Below are 18,778 nucleotides of genomic sequence, written 5' to 3'. Positions count from 1 at the left end.
TTCCAGCGGGCTGAGATGCGACGACAAGGGGCGGAGTGGGGGCCGCGGTCCCGCGCCGCATCACCAGAATTGTGCGTTGCCGCGCGCCTCGGGGTTTCGACATGACCGACCAGACCGCCCAGGAACCGACGATGGAGGAGATCCTGGCGTCGATCCGCCGGATCATCTCCGAAGACGACGCGCCGGCGGAGACGGCGGCGGCCCCGGCCCAGACGGACGGCGAGCCCCAACCCGAGGCCCAGCCAACGCCCGTCGAGGCGGAGGCCGAGCCGGTCTCGTCCGCTCTGATGGACGAAACGCCGTCGACGGAAGAGCCCGCCGCGTCCGAGGAGGACGTGCTGGAGCTGACCGAAACCTACGAAGCGCCGGCCGCCGAGAGCATCGGCGATCTCGACGTCTCGCCGGCGGAGGACGAAGTGGAGCCGTTCCCGGCCGAAGCGGCCAGCGAATCGGTCGTCGCGTCCGAGCCGGAACCTCCGGCCGACACGACCAGCTTCGACGCTCCGGAGACCTACGATCCCCTCGTCGGCGACAGCGCCGCGGCCAGCGCGGCCTCGGCCTTCGCCGGACTGGCCTCGTCCCTCAGGAAGCCCGAGCCCATGGAATCTTCGACGCCCTCCGGCCCCACGCTCGACGAATTGGCCCGCGCCCTGCTGCGTCCGATGTTGAAGGAATGGCTCGACGCCAACCTGCCGGGCATCGTCGAGGCCCAGGTACGCAAGGAAGTCGAACGCATCGCCCGCAACGCCGGCTAGCTTCACCTGCGACCTGATCAAGGCTAGATCATTCCGGGGCGGCTCCAGTCGGAGCCGCCCTTCTTCTTTGCAACAAGACCCCCTCATGCTTGACAAGACCTTCGATCCGAAAGCCACCGAACCGCGCCTCTATGCGAAATGGGAGGAGAGCGGGGTCTTCTCGCCGCGCCAGGACACGGCCGCAGAGGCCTATTCGATCGTCATCCCGCCGCCGAACGTGACCGGCTCGCTGCACATTGGTCACGCGCTGAACAACACCCTGCAGGATATCCTTGCCCGCTATCACCGGATGACCGGCAAGGCCGTCCTGTGGCTGCCGGGGACCGATCACGCCGGCATCGCCACCCAGATGGTGGTCGAGCGCCAGCTGGCGGCCGCCGGCAATATCGGACGGCGCGACATGGGCCGGGAGGCCTTCATCGACAAGGTCTGGGAATGGAAGGCGACCAGCGCGGGATCGATCCAGCAGCAACTGCGCCGTCTCGGCGCGTCCTGCGACTGGTCGCGCGAGCGGTTCACGCTGGATCCCACGCTTCAGGACGCCGTCCGCAAGGTCTTCGCCCAGCTGTTCAAGGAAGGCCTGATCTATCGCGACAAACGGCTGGTCAACTGGGACCCGCATTTCCAGACTGCCATCTCCGACCTCGAGGTCGAGCAGCGCGAAATGGACGGCAGCTACTGGCATTTCGCCTATCCGCTGGCCGACGGCGTGACCTATGAGCATCCGGTCGCCTTCGATGACGACGGCAAGGCGACCGACTACGAGATCCGCGATTACATCGTCGTGGCGACGACCCGGCCCGAGACCATGCTGGGCGATACCGGAGTCGCCGTGCATCCGGATGACGCGCGCTATTCCGGGCTGGTCGGGAAATTCGTGACACTGCCCATCGTCGGCCGCCGCATCCCCATCGTGGCCGACGACTACGCCGATCCGACCAAGGGGTCGGGCGCGGTGAAGATCACCCCGGCGCATGACTTCAACGACTTCCAGGTCGGCAAGCGGGCCGGGCTGGCGGCGCTCAACGTCATGGACGGCTTCGGCCGCATCACCGCCGCCGACACGCCGGACGTCCCCGCCGACTACGAGGGCATGGACCGCTTCGCCGCGCGCAAGGCCATCGTCGCCCGGGCGGAGGAAGAGGGCTGGCTCAGGGAGATCGAGAAGACCCGCCATGTCATCCCGCATGGCGACCGCTCCGGCGTGGTCATCGAGCCCTGGCTGACCGACCAATGGTACGTCGACGCCCACACCCTGGCCCAGCCGGCGATCAAGGCGGTGGAGCAGGGCGACACGGTGTTTGAGCCGAAGAGCTACGAGAAAATCTATTTCGAGTGGCTGCGCAATATCGAGCCCTGGTGCATCTCGCGCCAACTCTGGTGGGGACATCGCATCCCGGCATGGTACGGGCCCGACGGCGCCATCTTCGTTGAGGAGACCGAGGATGAGGCCCGCGCCGCCGCCCGCCACCACTACGGCGCCGAGACCCCGCTCACCCAGGATGAGGATGTGCTCGACACCTGGTTCAGCTCGGCCCTGTGGCCCTTCTCGACCATGGGCTGGCCGGAGAAGACCGAGGACCTCAAACGCTTCTACCCGACCTCCGACCTCGTCACGGCCGCCGATATCATCTTCTTCTGGGTTGCCCGGATGATGATGATGGGACTTCACTTCATGGATGAGGTGCCGTTCAAGCGGGTGATCATCAATGGCCTCGTCCGCGACGAGAAGGGCCAGAAGATGAGCAAGTCGAAGGGGAACGTCATCGACCCCCTGACCATCATCGACGAGCTCGGCGCCGACCCGCTGCGCTTCACCATGGCCATCCTGTCAGGCACGCGCGATATCAAGTTGTCGCGCCAACGCATTGAAGGTTATCGCAACTTCGGTACCAAGCTGTGGAACGCCGCGCGCTTCTCCCAGATGAACGAAGCGCGCCGCGTCGAGGGCTTTGATCCCGCGGGCGTGGAGCAGACCATCAACCGCTGGATCCGCGGCGAGCTGACGAAGGCCGAACGGCAGGTCTCCGCCGCCATCGAGGGCGGCCGCTTCGACGACGCCGCCTCGGCCCTGTACCGCTTCGTCTGGAACGTCTTCTGCGACTGGTATCTTGAGCTGGCCAAGCCGGTCTTCACTGGCGCCGATGAGGCGGCCAGGGTCGAAACCCGGGCCATGACCGCCTGGACGCTCGACCAGACGCTGAAGCTGATGCACCCGGTCATGCCCTTCATCACCGAGGAACTGTGGGACAAGCTGGCCGGGGAGGGCGCCCCGCGCGCCGAGCCGACCCTGATCGGGGCCGCCTGGCCCGCCCTGCCGGATGCCTTCATCGACGCATCGGCGGAGGCGGAAATCGGCTGGCTGGTCGATCTCGTGACCGAGATCCGCGCCCTGCGCGCCGAGATGAACGTGTCGCCGTCCGCGAAGCCGCCGCTGGCCTTCGTGGTTCCGGACGCGGCGACAGCGGATCGCATCGGCCGCCACCGTGACCTGATCCTGACCCTCGCCCGCGTGTCCGAGGTCGTTCAGGCGGACGCCGCCCCGGCCGGCGCCGTGACCTTCGTCTCCGGCGGCGCCACGGCAGCCCTGTCCCTGGCCGGGATCATCGATATCGCGGCCGAGCGCGCGCGGCTCCAGAAGGAGATCGCCGCCTTCGACAGCGACATCGGCCATTTCAACAAGAAGCTGGGCAATCCCAACTTCGTCGCCCGCGCCGCCCCCGAGGTGGTCGAGGAGCAGCGCGGCAAGCTGGCCGAGGCGGAGGCCGGCAAGGCGAAGCTGTTGTCCGCCCTGGCCCGGCTGGACGCGGTGGAGTGACGAGGGTCCGCCTCGACCAACTACTGGTCGCGCGGGGTCTCGCGGAGAGTCGCGCGAAGGCGAGGGCGGCGATCGAGGCGGGCGGCGTCACGGTGGATGGCTCTCCCGCCCGCGCCGCTTCGCAATCGGTCGCCGAGAAGGCCGTCGTGGCCTACGTCGACGCCCACCGCTGGGTCGGGCGCGGCGCGCTCAAGCTGGAGCACGCCCTGTCGCTGTGGCCGGTCCCGGTCGAGGGACGCATCGTCCTCGACATCGGCGCCTCGACGGGCGGCTTCACCGAGGTCTGCCTCGAACACGGCGCGGCCCGCGTCTACGCCGTCGACGTCGGCAACGGCCAGATGCATCCCCGCCTCGCCGGGGACCCCCGGGTGATCAACCTCGAACGCACTGACGCCCGCGACCTGACCTCGGCGCTGATCCCCGAACCGCCGCAACTGATCGTCTGCGACGCCAGCTTCATCGGCCTCTCCAAGGTTCTGCCCGCCGCCCTGGCGCTGGCGGCCCCGGACGCCGATCTGGTCACGCTCGTGAAACCCCAATTCGAGGCGGACAGCCCCAGGGGCGTCGGCAAGAAGGGTGTCGTGAAGGACCCCGAGGCGCACCAGGCGGCGGTCAACTCGGTCTCGGCCTGGTTGGAAGGGCAGGGGTGGAGGGTCGAGGCGACCTCGCCAAGCCCCATCGTCGGCGGAGACGGCAATGTCGAGTTCCTGCTCTGGGCGCGGCGCGCTAGCGGCGAGCGATAGCGCCTCACGTCTGCGCCCAAACAGCGAGCGACCGCATCGCGGGCGTTAGCGCCCTCTCTTTCAAAAAAAGGAAAAACCCCCGATGGATTGCTCCACCGAGGGTCTCCGTCACATCGCCGATCGACAGGGGGGCTGAAAAATAATCGGCGACGCGATTCGGTCAGTAGCGGTCCGGGCAGGACTGCTCGTATCGGGTGACGAGACGGCCATCGCGGGTGTAGCTCCGGCTCTCGATGGTTCGGCAGCCATAGCGGTCGCTGCTGTAGCCCGACTGATAACCGCTGCTGTAGCGGCGGTCGTAGTCGTAGCCGTAGTTCGACTGGCCATACCGGTAGCGATCATCGCTGTAGCGGCGGTCGTCGTAGCCGTAGCGGTCGTCGTACCGGCCCTGGGTCTGATAGCCGTAGCGATCACCGTAGCGGTTGTCGTCGTAGCGGTAGTTCGAGTCGTAGCGCTCGCACTCGCGGGCCGAGCTGCCGCCGACGCCGGCGCCGACCACGGCCCCCAGCACGCCGCCGAGCAGACTGCCTTCAGTGCGGCGGCCGCGCGCCGCCATCTGCGAGCCGGCCACGGCCCCGACCGTGGCGCCGATCACCGCGCCGCCGGCCTGACGGTCGCTGCGATAGCTGCGGCAGGCGTTGTCATGGCGATAGTCGCGATAACGGTCGTTCTGGTAGCCGTACCGGTTGTTGTAGTCGTACGCCTGACCATAGGCGCCGGTCCCGTAGTTCTGGGGGCCTTGGTAGGTGTAGGCCTGCGCCGAAGCCGAGGCGGGCGCGAGCAGCATGCCGGCGGCGGCGAGGGCGGCGGTGGCGGCGATGGATCGGGCGAACATCGGATCGGTCCTGAACTGGTTAATCGATGGACCCCGAACGAACGGCGCCCCGGGTCTGTTGCATTCAGGATTAAGGCCCGGAAGCTGAACGGCCTTTGAGCACCCCGTTCATCTTCGTTCATGTTTCGCCGGGCGCCGGGAACCTCTAGAACCGCGCCATGACGGAAACGCTAACCATCACGCGCGTGGGCGGGCAGGGCGACGGGATCGCCGAAACAGGGGCCGGGCCGGTGTTCGCCCCTTTGACCCTGCCGGGCGAAACGGTGAGGGCCGAGGTGCGCGACGGACGCGCGGAAGCCGTCGAGATCGTCAACGCCAGCCCCGACCGGATCGAGCCCATGTCTCCCCACTATGGCGACTGCGGCGGCTGTTCGCTGCAGCACTGGGCCACCGGCCCCTATCTGGACTGGAAGCGCGAACAGGTCCGCCTCGCGCTCGCCCGGGAGGGGATCGAGGCGGAGGTCGATCCGGCCGTCGCCGTGCCACCGGGCGCCCGCCGGCGGATCGCTCTGCACGCCCGTCGCGGTCCGGACGGCCGGGCCGTCCTCGGCTTCAAGGCGCGCAAGAGCTGGCGGCTGGTCGAGATCCGCGTCTGCCCGGTGGCCGATCCCCGTCTGGTCGCGGCCATTCCGGCTCTGACCCGGGTCGCCGAGGCCTTCCTCGAACATCCGAAGTCGGCTCCAACCCTGCATGCGACCTGGACGCTGACCGGACTCGACGTCGACGTCACCGGCGTTGAGCGGCGCAGCGGCGGCCTGTCCCGCGACGCGCAGATGCGGGCCATCGAGGCGGCTGGCGTCGCGGACCTCGCCCGCCTCAGCCAAGCCGGGGATGTCCTGATGATGTCGCGCCAGCCGGTTGTCGCCTTCGGGCCCGCCACCGTGCCCCTGCCGCCGGGCGGTTTCCTGCAGGCCGCGCCCGAGGCCGAGGCGGCCATGGTCGCCCGCGCCGTCGAGGCGGTGGGCGGGGCGAAGAAGATCGCCGACCTGTTCTGCGGAGCGGGGACCTTCACCTTCCCGCTGGCGACCGTCGCGTCGGTGCTGGCCGCCGACGCCTCGGCGGCGGGGATCGCCGCTCTCAAGGCCGGCGTCGGGACGGCGAAAGGTCTAAAGCCGATCGCCGCCGAGGCGCGCGACCTGTTCCGGCGGCCGCTGGCCCCTTACGATTTGCGCGGCTGCGATGCCGTCGTGCTCGATCCCCCCCGGGCCGGCGCCCGCGAACAGACGGCCCAGTTGCCGGGCACGAAGGCGCACACGGTCGTCTACGTCTCCTGCAACCCGGTCACCTTCGCCCGCGACGCCCGCCTGCTGATCGACGCCGGCTTCCGCCTCGATCGGGTCACGCCGGTCGACCAGTTCCTGTGGTCCGCCCACGTCGAGCTCGTCGCGGTCTTCCGGCGCTAGTCACCTCGCAAAAACCTCCCCCGCGAGGGGGGAAGGAAGAAGTTGGTCGAACAGGTCCAGCTGCCTTTTCATCTCCGTCGGAACCCGGAACCGGCTCTCGTCCAGCAGAGGCCGCGGTCCATCCAGCCCATACCGTTTCACCGCCGCCCTGAACCGCGCGGCGATCAGTTCCGCCACCGGACCGGTCCCCTTCATCCGCTGGTTCCAGTCGGGGTCGTAGTCGCGGCCGCCGCGGGTCTGGCGGATCAGCGACATCACCCGCGCGGCGCGCTCCGGCCGGGCGTCGGCCAGCCACTCGCGGAACAGGTCCTTGATCTCGAGCGGCAGGCGCAGCGTTACGTACATGGCGGAGGTCGCCCCTGCCTTCGCCGCCGCCTCCAGCACCGCCTCCAGCTCGTGGTCGTTCAGGCCGGGGATGACCGGCGCGAAGCCGACCCCGACCGGGCACCCCGCCTCGGCCAACCGGCGGATCGCCTCCAGCCGCTTCGCCGGCGTCGAGGCGCGCGGCTCCATCGCCCGCGCCAGTCCCCGGTCCAGGGTGGTGATCGAGACGATGGCCGAGGCCAGTCCCTCGCGCCCCATCGCGCCCAGTATGTCGGCGTCACGCGCGATCAGCACCGATTTGGTGATAATGCTGAACGGGTGTCTGAATCTCTGCAGAACCTCAAGGATCGACCGCGTCGACTTCAGCTCGCGCTCGACCGGCTGATAGGGGTCGGTATTGCCGCCTATGTGGATGCGCTTGCAGACGTACCGGGGCTTGCAGAGTTCCTGCTCCAGCAGACGCGCGGCCTCGGGCTTGTAGAAGAGCCGGCTCTCGAAATCCAGGCCCGGGGATAGGCCCATGTAGGCATGGGACGGACGGGCGTAGCAGTAGATGCAGCCATGTTCGCAGCCCTTGTAGGGATTGATGGACCGGTCGAAACCGATGTCCGGACTGGTGTTCTTGGCGATGATCGTCCGGGCGTGCTCGGGCGTCAGGCTGGTGCGCAAGGGCGCTGCACCGTCGTCGTCGCTCGTCCAGCCGTCATCGAAGGCTTCCACGGTTTCCGGTTCGAACCGCCCGGTCGCATTCGACCGCGCCCCCCGTCCCTTCGCCGCTTCAACCATGCCTCCCTGTACTGGCTCGAGCGGAACAAAGCAAGAACGTTCCTCACGTCCGCGCCGTGACGGCGTCGGCCGCCCGCGGAGTGCCAGGTTAATCCCGTTGGCCGCTCCCGGCGAGGTTCCGCTCGAGAATCCTCCGGAAACGGAAGACCAGATTCGTCACATGAGGCTCGTCGAGATCCTCCATGGGCGTCTCGCCCTGACAGACGACCCGGTAGTAGCTGTCGCCTACCGTGCCGGGCTCGATGTCTTCCGTGACCCGGTCAGCCATTGGGATCGTGCCGCCGCCGATGACCCGGAACTCCGGGTCGATGTGAGACAGCTGCCATATCTGGATCGTCCTTGCCTGGCAGTCCACCGTCGCCCAGCCCTGCGAGTACAAGACATTGTTCTGGACGACATTGGTGGCGTGGACGATCGGGAAAGTCTTCTTCTGCCCCTGGGGGTAAACGCCGCCAGTCTGGATCCCGTAATATCCGGCTTCATCCGAGTGAAACACGGTCGCCCAGCCGCCCTCCGCACCAGCACTCATTACAAGCGCGGCCGCGACCACGAAACCACTGGGCAGGGACATCGGGGCTCTCCTGTGCGAACTTCGGCAGACCGACGTTCGCACAGGTGTCACCGGAAGGAAAACCCCGAGCCCGGTCGATCACAGAGGCGCGGTCGCCACATCCGCCGGGCGTGGCGACCTGACGTGGGAATGGTGCGGATGAGAGGACTCGAACCTCCACGCCTCGCGGCGCTGGAACCTAAATCCAGTGCGTCTACCAGTTCCGCCACATCCGCATAGGTCCGCAGCGCTCCTAGGCGGCGCGGCGCGGTTCGGCAAGGCCGGCTCGCCGGCCCGGCTGTGGAAGGCCTGTCGGGAACGCACAAAAGCCGTGATTCCGACTGGCCAATCGGTTCACCATGTGGATAGTTGCGCCGCTTGAGGGGTCGAGGGAATCCGAATGGCTAACAATCCGAGCTCGATGCAGGGCTTCTACGACGGCGTGACCAACGTCAGCGATTTCATCTGGGGCGGAACCTGGCACGGCGAGCAGGTTCTGCTGTTCCCGCCGATGGTCGTCATCCTGCTCGGCGTCGGCATCTGGATCATGATCGGGCTGCGCTTCTACCCGATCACCCATCTCGGCATGGCCTTCGCCGGCCTGTTCAAGCGAAGCGCCGACAAGGAGAAGGGCGAGATCTCGCCCTTCGCCGCCCTTTCGACCGCTCTGTCGGGCCAGGTCGGCACCGGCAACCTGGCCGGCGTCGCCACCGCCATTACCCTCGGCGGACCGGGCGCGCTGTTCTGGATGTGGGTCACCGCCCTGATCGGCATGTCGCTGGCCTTCGCCGAGGGCTCGCTGGCCATCCGCTATCGTGAGAAGGGGCCGGACGGGCACTTCCGCGGCGGCCCGATGAACTACATTCGCAACGGCCTCGGCAAAAAATGGGGCTGGCTGGCGGTGATCTTCTGCATCGGCCTGCTGTTCTCGTCGATCGCCACCGGCAACATGATCCAGGCCAACTCCTTCGCGGATTCGTTCAGCGGCCTGACCGGCCTGCCGGAGTGGGGCTCGGGCATCGTCGTCGCCGTGGCCGTGTTCGCGGTCATCATCGGGGGCATCAAGTCGATCGGCGCCATCGCCGAGAAGATCGTGCCCGTCATGGCGCTGATCTATCTGGTCATGGCCTTCATCGCCCTGGCGCTGAACTTCACCGCCATCCCGGGCGCCTTCGTCACCATCTTCGAGAGCGCCTTCACCGGCCACGCCGCGGCCGGCGGCTTCCTCGGGGCCGGCATGATTCTCGCCATCCGCTCCGGCGTGGCGCGCGGCCTGTTCTCCAACGAGGCCGGCCAGGGCTCGACCCCCATCGCCCACGCCGTGGCCCAGACCGACGACCCCGCCAAACAGGGCCGCTTCGCCATGATGGGCACCTTCATCGACACCATCATCATCTGCACGGCCACCGGCCTTGTGATGCTGGCGGTGCAGGGGGCCTTCCCCCACACCGGCGCCGACGGCGTCGTGGTGATGCAGAATACCGTCTGGACCTCCGACCTGACCGGCTTCGCCATGACCGAGGCGGCCTATGCGACCGCCTTCCCGATGCCGTTGTTCGGCACGGTCACCCTCGGCGGCCTGGTCGTCTCGATCGCCCTGATCCTGTTCGTGTTCACGACCCTGATCACCTGGGGTTACTACGGCGAGCGGGCGGCGACCTATCTGTTCGGCATGAAGCTGGCCATTCCGTTCCGCCTCTTCTGGGTGGTGATGATCTTCATCGGCTCCTTCCAGGAGATCGAACTGGTCTGGCGCCTCGGCGACATCGCCAACGCGGCCATGGCCCTGCCCAACCTGATCGCGCTGGCCCTGCTGTCAGGCGTCGTCTTCGCCCTCGCCAAGGGAAACAGGACGGCCGGCAAGGACCACGAGTAGTCTGCACCGCGCCCGGGCCCCTGCGGCCCGGGCGTTCGTTCGAGGGGCGGCGCTCACCGCCCTGATAAAGAGAGGCGGCCGCTCAGCGTCGCCCGCACGGGAGTAGAGAATTTGGCTGGAAACACTGCGGCGCCGACCGGGGCGCGATGGTCCTCGAAGGCCGCCTTCGTCCTTGCGGCCACCGGCTCGGCCGTCGGCTTGGGCAATTTGTGGCGCTTTCCGACCGAGGCGGGCAGCAACGGCGGCGGGGCCTTCGTGCTGTTCTACGTCCTGTTCGTGGTCCTCATCGCTGCGCCCCTGCTGCTGGCCGAGAGCCTGATCGGCCGTCACGGCCAGCGCTCGACCATCGCCAGCGCCGTCTATCTGGCCCGCCAGTCGGGGGCGAGCCCGGCGTGGAGCTTGTTGGCGGTCATCGGCCTGATCGCCAATACCGCCATCCTGACCTTCTACTGCGTCGTCGCCGGCTGGGTGGTCTACTTCATCGGGACCAGCGCGGCTGACGTGTTCGGTGCGGTCTCGTCGGGAACGCCGTTGGCGGGCGCCTACGCCGGCGATTCCGTCGCACAGATCCAGCAACTGATGCCCGCCCTGTTCGCCGATCCGGTCCTGCTGGTCGGTCTGCAGCTGGCCTTCGTCGCCGTAACGACCTGGATCGTCGCCCGCGGCGTCAAGGGCGGCATCGAGGTAGCGGCCACCTGGCTGATGCCGGCCTTCTTCTTCCTGCTTATCGGCATCACTGTTTACGCCGCCATCACGGGCGATTTCGCGGCCGCCGTGGCGTTCCTGTTCACACCGGACTTCGAACGCGCCCTTCAGCCCGGCGTGCTCAGCTCCGCCCTCGGCCAGGCGTTCTTCTCGCTCAGCCTCGGCGGCGGCGCGATGATCGCCTATGGCGCCTACGCCTCGCGCGACACCAACCTGGGCCAGACCTCGGGCATGATCGCCTTCGCCGACACCTCGGTGGCCATCATCGCCGGCCTGGCCATTTTCCCGATCGTGTTCAGCGTGGGGATGGAGCCGAACGCCGGCCCGACCCTGATGTTCCAGACCCTTCCGGCGGCCTTCCACTCGATGCCGGGCGGGGCCATCGTCGGCCTGTTGTTCTTCGTCCTGGCCCTGTTCGCCGCCCTGACCTCGTCGGTCTCCCTGCTCGAGATCTCCGTGGGCTGGGTGACCGAGAAGTTCGGGACCTCGCGCGTCAAGGCCTCGATCTGGATCGGCGTGCTGGTCTTCCTCGTCGGCGTGGTTTCGGCGCTGTCCTTCAACGTCTGGGCCGACCACCGGCCGATCCCCTTCATCCCCGGTTTCGAAAACGCCGGCTGGTTCGACGCCATCGACGGCGTGACCGGAAAGTTGCTGCTGCCCCTGTCGGGTCTGGTCACCGCCATCTTCATCGGCTGGGTCGCGGACCGTCAGCTGGTCAACGCGGAAACCGGCCTGAGCGGCGGGGGTCTGAAGGTCTGGCGATTCCTGATCGCCTGGCTGTGCCCGCTCGCGGTCGCCGCCATCCTGATCATCGGCCTGTTCCCGCAACTGCTGGGCTGAGCCCGGCTCGTTCCCGAAGTGAAACGGCCCGGACGCGAGTCCGGGCCGTTTTCGCATGCATGGGCGAACGTGAACGGGGCTTGGACTGGTCCACGAGCCCGCTCCGGGAGCATGGCCTCAAACGGGCGCGCGGCGGGTACCGAAATGAGAAAGGCCCGGGGGCGAACCCGGGCCTTTCCGCTGACGAAGGCCGACCGGCCTCAGTCCTCTTTCACGTTGTCCACCTCGCCGCCCAAGGCCGCGGCCGGGCTGGAAAGTTTGGTGTCTTCGGTGATGTCGATGCCCTTCGCCAGCTTGGAGTGCCAGAAGCCATAGGCGGCGTAGATGATCGCGCCGACGACAGCGTAGCCGCTCAGCAGCATCAGCGGCAGCGGATTGTCTTCCGCGGCGTGCTGGAACATCGGGATCAGGTTCTGGCTGGCCAGGAACAGGCAGGCGAGAATGCCCAGCACCGCGGTGACGATACCGCCCGGCACCTTGAACGGCCGCTCCATCTCGGGGTGTTTGACCCGCAGGACGATGACGCTCAGGCAGACGATGGCGAACGCCGTCGCGGTGCCCAGCGACACCAGGTCCCCAAGGATGGAGATCGGCAGGAAGGCCGCTGCGATGGCGATCAGGACGCCCAGCACGATGGTGCCGATCCAGGGCGTGCGGAACTTCGGATGAACCACGGCGAAAGCCTTGGGCAGCAGGCCGTCGCGGGCCATCGTGTAGAAGATCCGGGTCTGGCCGTAGCACAGCACCAGCATCACCGAGCTGAGGCCGGTGACCGCGCCGATCTTGATCAGGAAGCCGATCATGTTCAGCTCGCCGCCGGGCGCCGCGCCGAGCGGCAGATTGGCCCACTCCAGACCCATGCGGTCGATGGCGACGGCCACCGGCGCGGGACTGGCCAGCTCGAGATAGGGCACCACGCCGGTCATGACGGCGGCGACGGCCATGTAGATCAGCGTGCAGACGACCAGGGCGCCGAGAATGCCGACGGGAACGTCCTTGGACGGGTTCTTGGCCTCGGCCGCCGCGGTCGAGACCGCTTCGAATCCGACGTAGGCGAAGAAGATAATCGCCGCCCCCCGGAAGATCCCTCCCACGCCGAACTGGCCGGGCTGGCCGGTGGCCTCCGGAATGAAGGGAACCCAGTTGGCTGGATCGATGTACTGGATGCCCACGGCGATGAAGGTCAGCAGTACGACGATTTTTACGACGACGATGATGTTGTTGATGTTCGCGGACTCCGAGACGCCGAGAACCAGCAGACTGCAAACTGCCGCGATGCCGACGGCGGCGACGAGGTTGAAGGTGCCGGTCAGCGGGAAGGCGGTCGATCCGGCGTCCTGCACCAGTTGCACCAGCGGAGTCGCCCACTGCGGTCCTTCGCCCCCGGCGTACTGGATGGCCGGGAAGATCTGCTGACTTATGCCGAAATCAGACAGGATGGAGACGACGTAGCCGGACCAGCCGACCGCGACGGTCGAGGCCGCTACGCCGTACTCCAGCACCAGCAGCCAGCCCATGATCCAGGCGAAGACCTCTCCCAGGGTGCCATAGGCGTAGGTGTAGGCCGAGCCGGAGACCGGCATGGTCGAAGCGAGCTCGGCGTAGCATAGGCCGGCGAGACCGCAGGCGATGCCCGCGACCACGAAGCTCAGCATGATCGCAGGCCCGGCGTTTGCCGCCGCGACCTGGCCCGTGAGCACGAAGATACCGGCGCCGATGATGGCGCCGATGCCGAGACTCATCAGGTTGATCGGGCCGAGCGTGCGTTTCAGCTCGCTCTTGGCGGCCTCCTTCTGGATCTGGGCTACGGATTTTTTGAGAAACAGCCGGTTCCCCGGCGGGCGACCTGTTACGGCCATCTGTGTCTTGTCCAACCGTGCGCCCCTCCCTTGAGCGGCTGACCACGACGCGCGGACGGTAGCGGGGCGCAATAGGCTGTCAACGAACCAAATTCCGGCCGCTCCAGCGCCCCGCCTTCCGCCTGTCGCCGCCGACCGCTAGATCCGATCCGATGTTGCCCATCCACGCCGTCCTCAAGCCGCTGAAGGCCGCGCTGGCCGCGAGCAATGCGGTGGTGCTCGCCGCGCCGCCGGGAGCGGGCAAGACCACGGTCGTCCCGCTGGCGCTGCTGGATCAGCCTTGGCTGGGCGGCCGAATCCTCGTCCTTGAGCCCCGACGGCTGGCCGCCCGCGCCGCGGCCGAGCGCATGGCTGCGACCCTCGGCGAGCGCACCGGCGAGACCGTGGGCTACCGCACCCGGCTGCAGAGCCGTATCGGCCCCGACACCCGTATCGAGGTGGTCACCGAAGGCGTCTTCACCCGGATGATTCTCGACGACCCCGGTCTCGACGGCGTCGGCGCCGTGCTGTTCGACGAGTTCCACGAGCGCAGCCTCGACGCCGACCTCGGCCTCGCCCTGGCCCGGGAGACCCAGGCGCTCCTGCGCGACGACCTGCGTCTGCTGGTCATGTCCGCCACCCTCGACATCGCCGGCGTCTCGAAGCTTTTGCACGACGCCCCGGTGATCGAGGCCGAGGGCCGGATGTTTCCGGTCGAGACCCGCTATCTCGGCCGCAACGGCGGCGAACGGTTCGAGGACGCCATGGCCCGCGCCGTCCTGCAGGCCCTCGGCGAAGAGACCGGCTCGGTGCTGGCCTTCCTGCCGGGGCAGGGCGAAATCCACCGCACCGTCCAGCGCCTCGCCGAACGCCTGCGCGACCCGGCCGTCGACGTCGTCCCCCTCTACGGCGCCCTCGACAAGGCGGTACAGGATCGCGCCATCGAGCCCGCCGCGCCCGGCCGCCGCAAGGTCGTCCTGGCCACCTCCGTCGCTGAGACCAGCCTGACCATCGAGAGGGTGCGCGTCGTCATCGACTGCGGCCTGTCGCGCGTCCCCCGCTTCGAGCCGGCGAGCGGCCTGACCCGGCTCGCCACCGTCCGCGTCAGCCGCTCCTCGGCCGAACAGCGCCGGGGCCGCGCCGGACGCACGCAGCCCGGCGTCTGCTACCGGCTGTGGGACGAGGAGCAGACCCGGGGACTTGTCCCGCACCAGCGCCCCGAAATCCTCGAGGCCGACCTGACCGACTTCGCCCTCGACCTCGCCCGCTGGGGCGCGCGATCGACGGAAGGCCTCGCCCTGCTGGACCAGCCCCCCGCCGGCGCCTTCGCAGAGGCCCGCAAGGTGCTCCAGCGCCTCGACGCCCTCGACGACGCAGGCGGCCTGACCGACCACGGCCGCCGCCTGACCCGCATCCCCCTGCCGCCCCGTCTGGCCCACATGGTCGCAGTGGCGGCCGACTCCGGCGACGCGATGCTGGGCGCCCGGGTCGCCGCCATCCTGTCCGAGCCCGGCTTGGGCGGAAACGATCTGGACCTGCGCGAGCGGCTTCGGGCCCTCGATCGCGACCGGTCTCCCCGCGCTCGCGACGCCCTGAAGCTGGCTGACCGCTGGGCGCGCGCCGCCAAAGACGGGGATCGGGGCGGGCAGGGGGGCGAGGCCGAGGTCGGGACCCTGCTGGTCGAGGCCTTCCCCGAACGGGTAGCGAAGGCGCGCGGCAAGCCGGGGGAGTTCCTCCTCGCCTCCGGGCGCGGCGCCTTCCTCGACCCGACCGACACTCTCGCCCGTGAGCCCTGGCTGGCGGTGGCCGAGCTCGGCGGCGGCGACGCCCGCGACCGCATCCGCCTCGCCGCGCCCGTCGACCCGGTCGCCCTGGAGCACCGCATCGGGATCGAGGAGCGGCTGACCCGCGAACCGTCCGGCCGCAGGGTTCTAAAACGTATCCGGCGCCTCGGCGGCATCGTGGTGGACGAACGGATCGCCGGCACGCCCGACCGGGCCCAGGTCGCCGCCGCCCTCCGGGAGGAGGTCGAGCGTGACGGCTTGAACTCCCTGCGCTGGGGCGACCGCGCCACGGCTCTGCGCGCCCGTCTCACCTTCCTGCGCACGCTCGACGACGGCTGGCCCGACATGTCCGACGACGGGCTGCTCGCGGCCCGCGAGACTTGGCTGTGGCCCCTGCTGGACGACGTCCAGTCGCTCGACGCCATTCCCGACACGGCCCTCGAACAAGGTCTCCGCGCCCTGATCCCCTGGGACCGCCAGCGCGCCCTCGACGACCTCGCCCCAGCCCGGCTGGAGACCCCGCTCGGCTCCGCCGCCATCGACTACGCCGCCGAGGGCGGCCCCCGCGTCGACATCCGCGTGCAGGAGTTGTTCGGCGTCACCACCCACCCCGCGGTCGGCGGCGGCCGCGTCCCCCTAACCCTCGCCCTGCTGTCGCCGGCGCGCCGTCCGGTGCAGGTGACCAAGGACCTGCCGGGCTTCTGGAAAGGCAGTTGGGCCGCCGTCCGCGCCGAGATGCGCGGTCGCTACCCCCGCCACCCCTGGCCCGAGGATCCAATGAAGGCCGAGGCCACCACCCGCGCCAAGCCGCGCGGGACCTGACCGTCAGGAGGTGACGCTCAGCAGTCGGCCATAGCTGTCGACCAGGCTGGAGTAGGTCGGCACGAACATCACCACCGCCGCTCCGCCGCCGCTGGCTACCGGCGCCTTGATCTCGAAATGCAGGTGGATGGTCGTGGCGTTGCCGCCGAAGTCGGCCGACACCTTTCCCAGATGCTGGCCGCGCGTGACGTCGCGCGACGCGGAGTTCGGGAACAGGGCGTGCACCCCCGCCATGTCGAGGTGAAGGTAGCGGTAGATGCGCCCGGAATCGCCCAGCAGCGTCACGGTGTAGCTGCCGATCGAGGTGACCCGCCCGCTCTCGGCCGCGACGGCCCAATGGACCTTCTTCTCGCAGGTGGCCGGACGGATATCCTGGCCCTGATGCCCCTTGCCCGCCGGGCACATGCCGTTAGTCCACGACCGCGTCTCGCAGAAATTATCTCGCCACGGATAGGCGTAATTGCGGGCGTCGCACTGGCCGCCCGGCCCCGGGGCCAGATAGCCCCCGTAGCCGTAGACCTGAGAGTTGGCGTAGGCCGGCGCGGCCTCCATCGGGAAGCGCATGCCGGCGGCCCACAGGGTGGCGTCGGTCGCGCCGTTCCCCGAGCCGGGATACAGCGAACCGCCCGGCTCATGGGGCCAGGTCACCGGCTCCGGCTCCGGCGGCGCTTCGGGCTCCGCCAACGGCTCGTCCGGATCACCGGGCAGGGGTTCTTCCGCCGGATTGGCGTCGCCGGTCTCGGGCGAGCCGGTCGGCTGGCAGCCGCCTGGCGCGCAGGCTGTCAGCGTCAGCAGCAGTCCCGCGACCGCCAGCCGTCTCACGAAGCGCCCCCGCCGATCAGCACCAGTCTGGCCGCGAACAGGATGGCGTCCGCCTCGGCGCAGTTCGGCGCCCCCTCGCAGATGAAGGTGACGTTATAGGCCGCGCCGAAGCGGCTGAAGGTCACGTCGACCCCGTATTCGGTCCGCTCGGTGCGGATGTCGCTCAGGCCGCGCGCCCGCGCCCGCGCCTGGGCCAGCGCCTGCCCGGCGGCGTCGGGAATCCGGGCTGCGGCGATCCGCGGGCCCCGGGCTGCGGTCACAGGGGCCGCCCGCGTCACCGGCGCGGCCGGGGCGGACTGGGGCGACGGCGCGCCCAGCGGCGACTGGAAGGCCTTGGTCGCTCCGTAGATTTCGATGATCGTCTCGCCGCGCTGGACCGTCAGCATGTAGAAACGGTCGCCGCCGTTGAACTCAGCCGAGGCCAGCAGGGCCGGGTCGGTCGGCGCCAGCACCGGCACGGCGGAGGCGTTGACCCGCTGCATGAAGTCAGGCGACTTGCTCTGCCCCAGCACCCCGCGCAGCCGCGCCGCCACCGGGTCCTGCCGCGCCTCTGCCAGCGCCGCATTGTCGGCCCGGCTGGGCGTCAGCGCCACCTGGGTGGCCGCGACCGGCGACGGCGGTTGCTGTTGCGAAGTGGCGACCCCCGCGACCGCCGCGGCGATGATCACGCCGCCGGCCAGGGCCCGGTTGCGGATGCTCATGGTGGAGTCCTCCCGGACTTCACCATAGCGTTGTTATGCGACGCTGGCGAGTTCGCCCACGCGCCGCTTGCCTTTTCCCCCCATCCCGCATAGAAGCCGCCGCACTTCACACGCAGGCGTGGCGCGGTCAGGGAGAAATCCTGTTCGCTCCGATCCGAGGACTTCGGTCTTTACAGCGCCTGCGGCGGATCAATCGGATAAAGGACTACCCCTCATGGCTCTGCCTGAATTCTCCATGCGTTCGCTGCTCGAAGCCGGCGCCCATTTCGGTCACCAGACGCACCGCTGGAACCCGAAGATGGACCGCTACATCTTCGGCTCGCGCTCGAACATCCACATCATCGACCTGTCGCAGACCATCCCGCTGCTGCACCAGGCCCTGGTCGCCGTGCGCGACGTCGCCGCCAAGGGCGGTCGCGTCCTGTTCGTCGGCACCAAGCGCCAGGCCGCCGATCCGGTCGCCGAGGCCGCCCAGCGCTGCGCCCAGTACTACATGAACAACCGCTGGCTCGGCGGCACCCTGACCAACTGGCGCACCGTGTCGGGCTCGATCGCCCGCCTGCGCGAACTGGAAGGCCTGCTGGAAGGCGGCGGCGAAGGCCGCGTCAAGAAAGAGCTGCTGACCCTGCAGCGCGAGAAGGACAAGCTCGAGCTGTCGCTGGGCGGCATCAAGGACATGGGCGGCATCCCCGACATCATGTTCGTGATCGACACCAACAAGGAGGCCATCGCCATCCTTGAGGCCCGCAAGCTGAACATCCCGATCATCGCCATCCTCGACACCAACTCGGATCCCGACGGCATCACCTATCCGATCCCGGGCAACGACGACGCCGCCCGCGCCATCCAGACCTACTGCGACCTGATCGCCGACGCCGTCCTCGACGGCCTGGCAGCCGGCGCCGCTTCGTCGGGCGTGGACCTGGGCGCCTCGGAGAACCCCGAGGAGCCGATGCTGCGCGAGGCCAAGGCCCCGAAGGCCAAGGCCGCCAAGGCTGAAGACGCGGCTCCGGCCGGCACGGAAGGCGTGGCCGCCGAGATGGAAGCCGCCGCCGAACCGACCGCTGCTGAACCGGCTGTCGCCGACGAAGCCGCCAAGGAAGCGACCTCGGACGCCAACGACGCCGTCGAGACCGAGAAGGCCGCGGTCTAACCGACCCGCCTTCCCGACGGCGA

General features: G+C 68.8%; 14 protein-coding genes and 1 tRNA gene. 8 read left to right on the top strand and 7 right to left on the bottom strand.

From position 1 onward, the window contains the following. Positions 1 to 101: 101 nt before the first annotated feature. From HNQ67_RS02805 to HNQ67_RS02795, 3 genes are all read left to right on the top strand, one after another. Positions 102 to 755, top strand: coding sequence for a DUF2497 domain-containing protein (locus HNQ67_RS02805; protein ID WP_183252110.1), 654 nt, complete (start codon positions 102 to 104; stop codon positions 753 to 755). Between the two features lie 85 nt (positions 756 to 840). Continuing rightward, positions 841 to 3,573: a valine--tRNA ligase gene (locus HNQ67_RS02800; protein ID WP_183252108.1), complete on the top strand. Its 2,733-nt coding sequence runs from the start codon at positions 841 to 843 to the stop codon at positions 3,571 to 3,573. Next, positions 3,570 to 4,316 carry a TlyA family rRNA (cytidine-2'-O)-methyltransferase gene (locus tag HNQ67_RS02795; protein WP_183252106.1) on the top strand — a complete coding sequence of 249 codons (747 nt, stop codon included), beginning with the start codon at positions 3,570 to 3,572 and terminating at the stop codon, positions 4,314 to 4,316. The genes HNQ67_RS02800 and HNQ67_RS02795 overlap by 4 nt, the downstream gene beginning before the upstream one ends. Before the next feature lie 160 nt (positions 4,317 to 4,476). Here the strand turns inward: HNQ67_RS02795 and HNQ67_RS02790 are convergent, their stop codons facing one another. After that, positions 4,477 to 5,151, bottom strand: coding sequence for a glycine zipper 2TM domain-containing protein (locus HNQ67_RS02790; RefSeq protein ID WP_183252104.1), 675 nt, complete (start codon positions 5,149 to 5,151; stop codon positions 4,477 to 4,479). Between the two features lie 158 nt (positions 5,152 to 5,309). On the opposite strand from HNQ67_RS02790, the gene HNQ67_RS02785 reads away from it, so the two are divergent. After that, positions 5,310 to 6,554 carry a class I SAM-dependent RNA methyltransferase gene (locus HNQ67_RS02785; protein WP_183252102.1) on the top strand — a complete coding sequence of 415 codons (1,245 nt, stop codon included), beginning with the start codon at positions 5,310 to 5,312 and terminating at the stop codon, positions 6,552 to 6,554. On the opposite strand, the gene HNQ67_RS02780 is transcribed toward HNQ67_RS02785, so the two are convergent. From HNQ67_RS02780 to HNQ67_RS02770, 3 genes are all read right to left on the bottom strand, one after another. Next, positions 6,555 to 7,664, bottom strand: coding sequence for a PA0069 family radical SAM protein (locus HNQ67_RS02780; RefSeq protein WP_183252099.1), 1,110 nt, complete (start codon positions 7,662 to 7,664; stop codon positions 6,555 to 6,557). A gap of 88 nt (positions 7,665 to 7,752) precedes the next feature. After that, complete coding sequence (locus HNQ67_RS02775; RefSeq protein ID WP_183252098.1) at positions 7,753 to 8,235, bottom strand: hypothetical protein; 483 nt, start codon at positions 8,233 to 8,235, stop codon at positions 7,753 to 7,755. A 130-nt stretch (positions 8,236 to 8,365) separates the two neighbouring features. Further along, a tRNA-Leu gene (locus HNQ67_RS02770) sits at positions 8,366 to 8,450 on the bottom strand. Positions 8,451 to 8,614: 164 nt separating this feature from the next. Between HNQ67_RS02770 and HNQ67_RS02765 the strand changes: the two genes are divergently transcribed. Further along, complete coding sequence (locus HNQ67_RS02765; protein ID WP_221247692.1) at positions 8,615 to 10,090, top strand: alanine/glycine:cation symporter family protein; 1,476 nt, start codon at positions 8,615 to 8,617, stop codon at positions 10,088 to 10,090. A 111-nt stretch (positions 10,091 to 10,201) separates the two neighbouring features. Further along, positions 10,202 to 11,635 carry a sodium-dependent transporter gene (locus HNQ67_RS02760; RefSeq protein ID WP_183252096.1) on the top strand — a complete coding sequence of 478 codons (1,434 nt, stop codon included), beginning with the start codon at positions 10,202 to 10,204 and terminating at the stop codon, positions 11,633 to 11,635. 200 nt (positions 11,636 to 11,835) lie between these two features. On the opposite strand, the gene HNQ67_RS02755 is transcribed toward HNQ67_RS02760, so the two are convergent. Beyond that, on the bottom strand, positions 11,836 to 13,494 hold the full coding sequence (locus HNQ67_RS02755; protein WP_183252093.1) for an amino acid permease: 1,659 nt from the start codon (positions 13,492 to 13,494) through the stop codon (positions 11,836 to 11,838). A gap of 152 nt (positions 13,495 to 13,646) precedes the next feature. On the opposite strand from HNQ67_RS02755, the gene hrpB reads away from it, so the two are divergent. Further along, positions 13,647 to 16,079: an ATP-dependent helicase HrpB gene (hrpB, locus tag HNQ67_RS02750; protein WP_183252091.1), complete on the top strand. Its 2,433-nt coding sequence runs from the start codon at positions 13,647 to 13,649 to the stop codon at positions 16,077 to 16,079. Between the two features lie 3 nt (positions 16,080 to 16,082). On the opposite strand, the gene HNQ67_RS02745 is transcribed toward hrpB, so the two are convergent. Both HNQ67_RS02745 and HNQ67_RS02740 read right to left on the bottom strand, forming a co-directional pair. Next, positions 16,083 to 16,901 carry a M23 family metallopeptidase gene (locus HNQ67_RS02745; protein WP_183252089.1) on the bottom strand — a complete coding sequence of 273 codons (819 nt, stop codon included), beginning with the start codon at positions 16,899 to 16,901 and terminating at the stop codon, positions 16,083 to 16,085. Further along, a complete protein-coding gene (locus HNQ67_RS02740) occupies positions 16,898 to 17,602 on the bottom strand; it encodes a hypothetical protein (protein ID WP_183252087.1) in 705 nt (234 codons plus the stop codon). The genes HNQ67_RS02745 and HNQ67_RS02740 overlap by 4 nt, the downstream gene beginning before the upstream one ends. A gap of 214 nt (positions 17,603 to 17,816) precedes the next feature. Here HNQ67_RS02740 and rpsB point away from each other — a divergent pair, with 214 nt between their 5' ends. Further along, positions 17,817 to 18,755 (top strand): 30S ribosomal protein S2, encoded by a 939-nt coding sequence (gene rpsB / locus HNQ67_RS02735; RefSeq protein ID WP_183252085.1) that lies wholly within the window; start codon positions 17,817 to 17,819, stop codon positions 18,753 to 18,755. Positions 18,756 to 18,778 lie beyond the last annotated feature (23 nt).

The sequence above is a fragment of the Brevundimonas basaltis genome, assembly GCF_014202075.1.
Taxonomy (GTDB): domain Bacteria; phylum Pseudomonadota; class Alphaproteobacteria; order Caulobacterales; family Caulobacteraceae; genus Brevundimonas; species Brevundimonas basaltis.
Note: the sequence above shows the minus strand (reverse complement) of the source record. Positions and strands in the feature narration are given on the sequence as shown.

Bases quoted from the DNA above. Each gene is read 5' to 3' on its own strand.
- HNQ67_RS02785 (WP_183252102.1), top strand. From the start codon at position 5,310: ATGACGGAAACGCTAACCATCACGCGCGTGGGCGGGCAGGGCGACGGG.
- HNQ67_RS02775 (WP_183252098.1), bottom strand. From the start codon at position 8,235: ATGTCCCTGCCCAGTGGTTTCGTGGTCGCGGCCGCGCTTGTAATGAGT.
- HNQ67_RS02780 (WP_183252099.1), bottom strand. From the start codon at position 7,664: ATGGTTGAAGCGGCGAAGGGACGGGGGGCGCGGTCGAATGCGACCGGG.
- hrpB (WP_183252091.1), top strand. From the start codon at position 13,647: ATGTTGCCCATCCACGCCGTCCTCAAGCCGCTGAAGGCCGCGCTGGCC.
- HNQ67_RS02765 (WP_221247692.1), top strand. From the start codon at position 8,615: ATGGCTAACAATCCGAGCTCGATGCAGGGCTTCTACGACGGCGTGACC.
- HNQ67_RS02790 (WP_183252104.1), bottom strand. From the start codon at position 5,151: ATGTTCGCCCGATCCATCGCCGCCACCGCCGCCCTCGCCGCCGCCGGC.
- HNQ67_RS02805 (WP_183252110.1), top strand. From the start codon at position 102: ATGACCGACCAGACCGCCCAGGAACCGACGATGGAGGAGATCCTGGCG.
- HNQ67_RS02755 (WP_183252093.1), bottom strand. From the start codon at position 13,494: ATGGCCGTAACAGGTCGCCCGCCGGGGAACCGGCTGTTTCTCAAAAAA.
- HNQ67_RS02740 (WP_183252087.1), bottom strand. From the start codon at position 17,602: ATGAGCATCCGCAACCGGGCCCTGGCCGGCGGCGTGATCATCGCCGCG.
- HNQ67_RS02800 (WP_183252108.1), top strand. From the start codon at position 841: ATGCTTGACAAGACCTTCGATCCGAAAGCCACCGAACCGCGCCTCTAT.
- rpsB (WP_183252085.1), top strand. From the start codon at position 17,817: ATGGCTCTGCCTGAATTCTCCATGCGTTCGCTGCTCGAAGCCGGCGCC.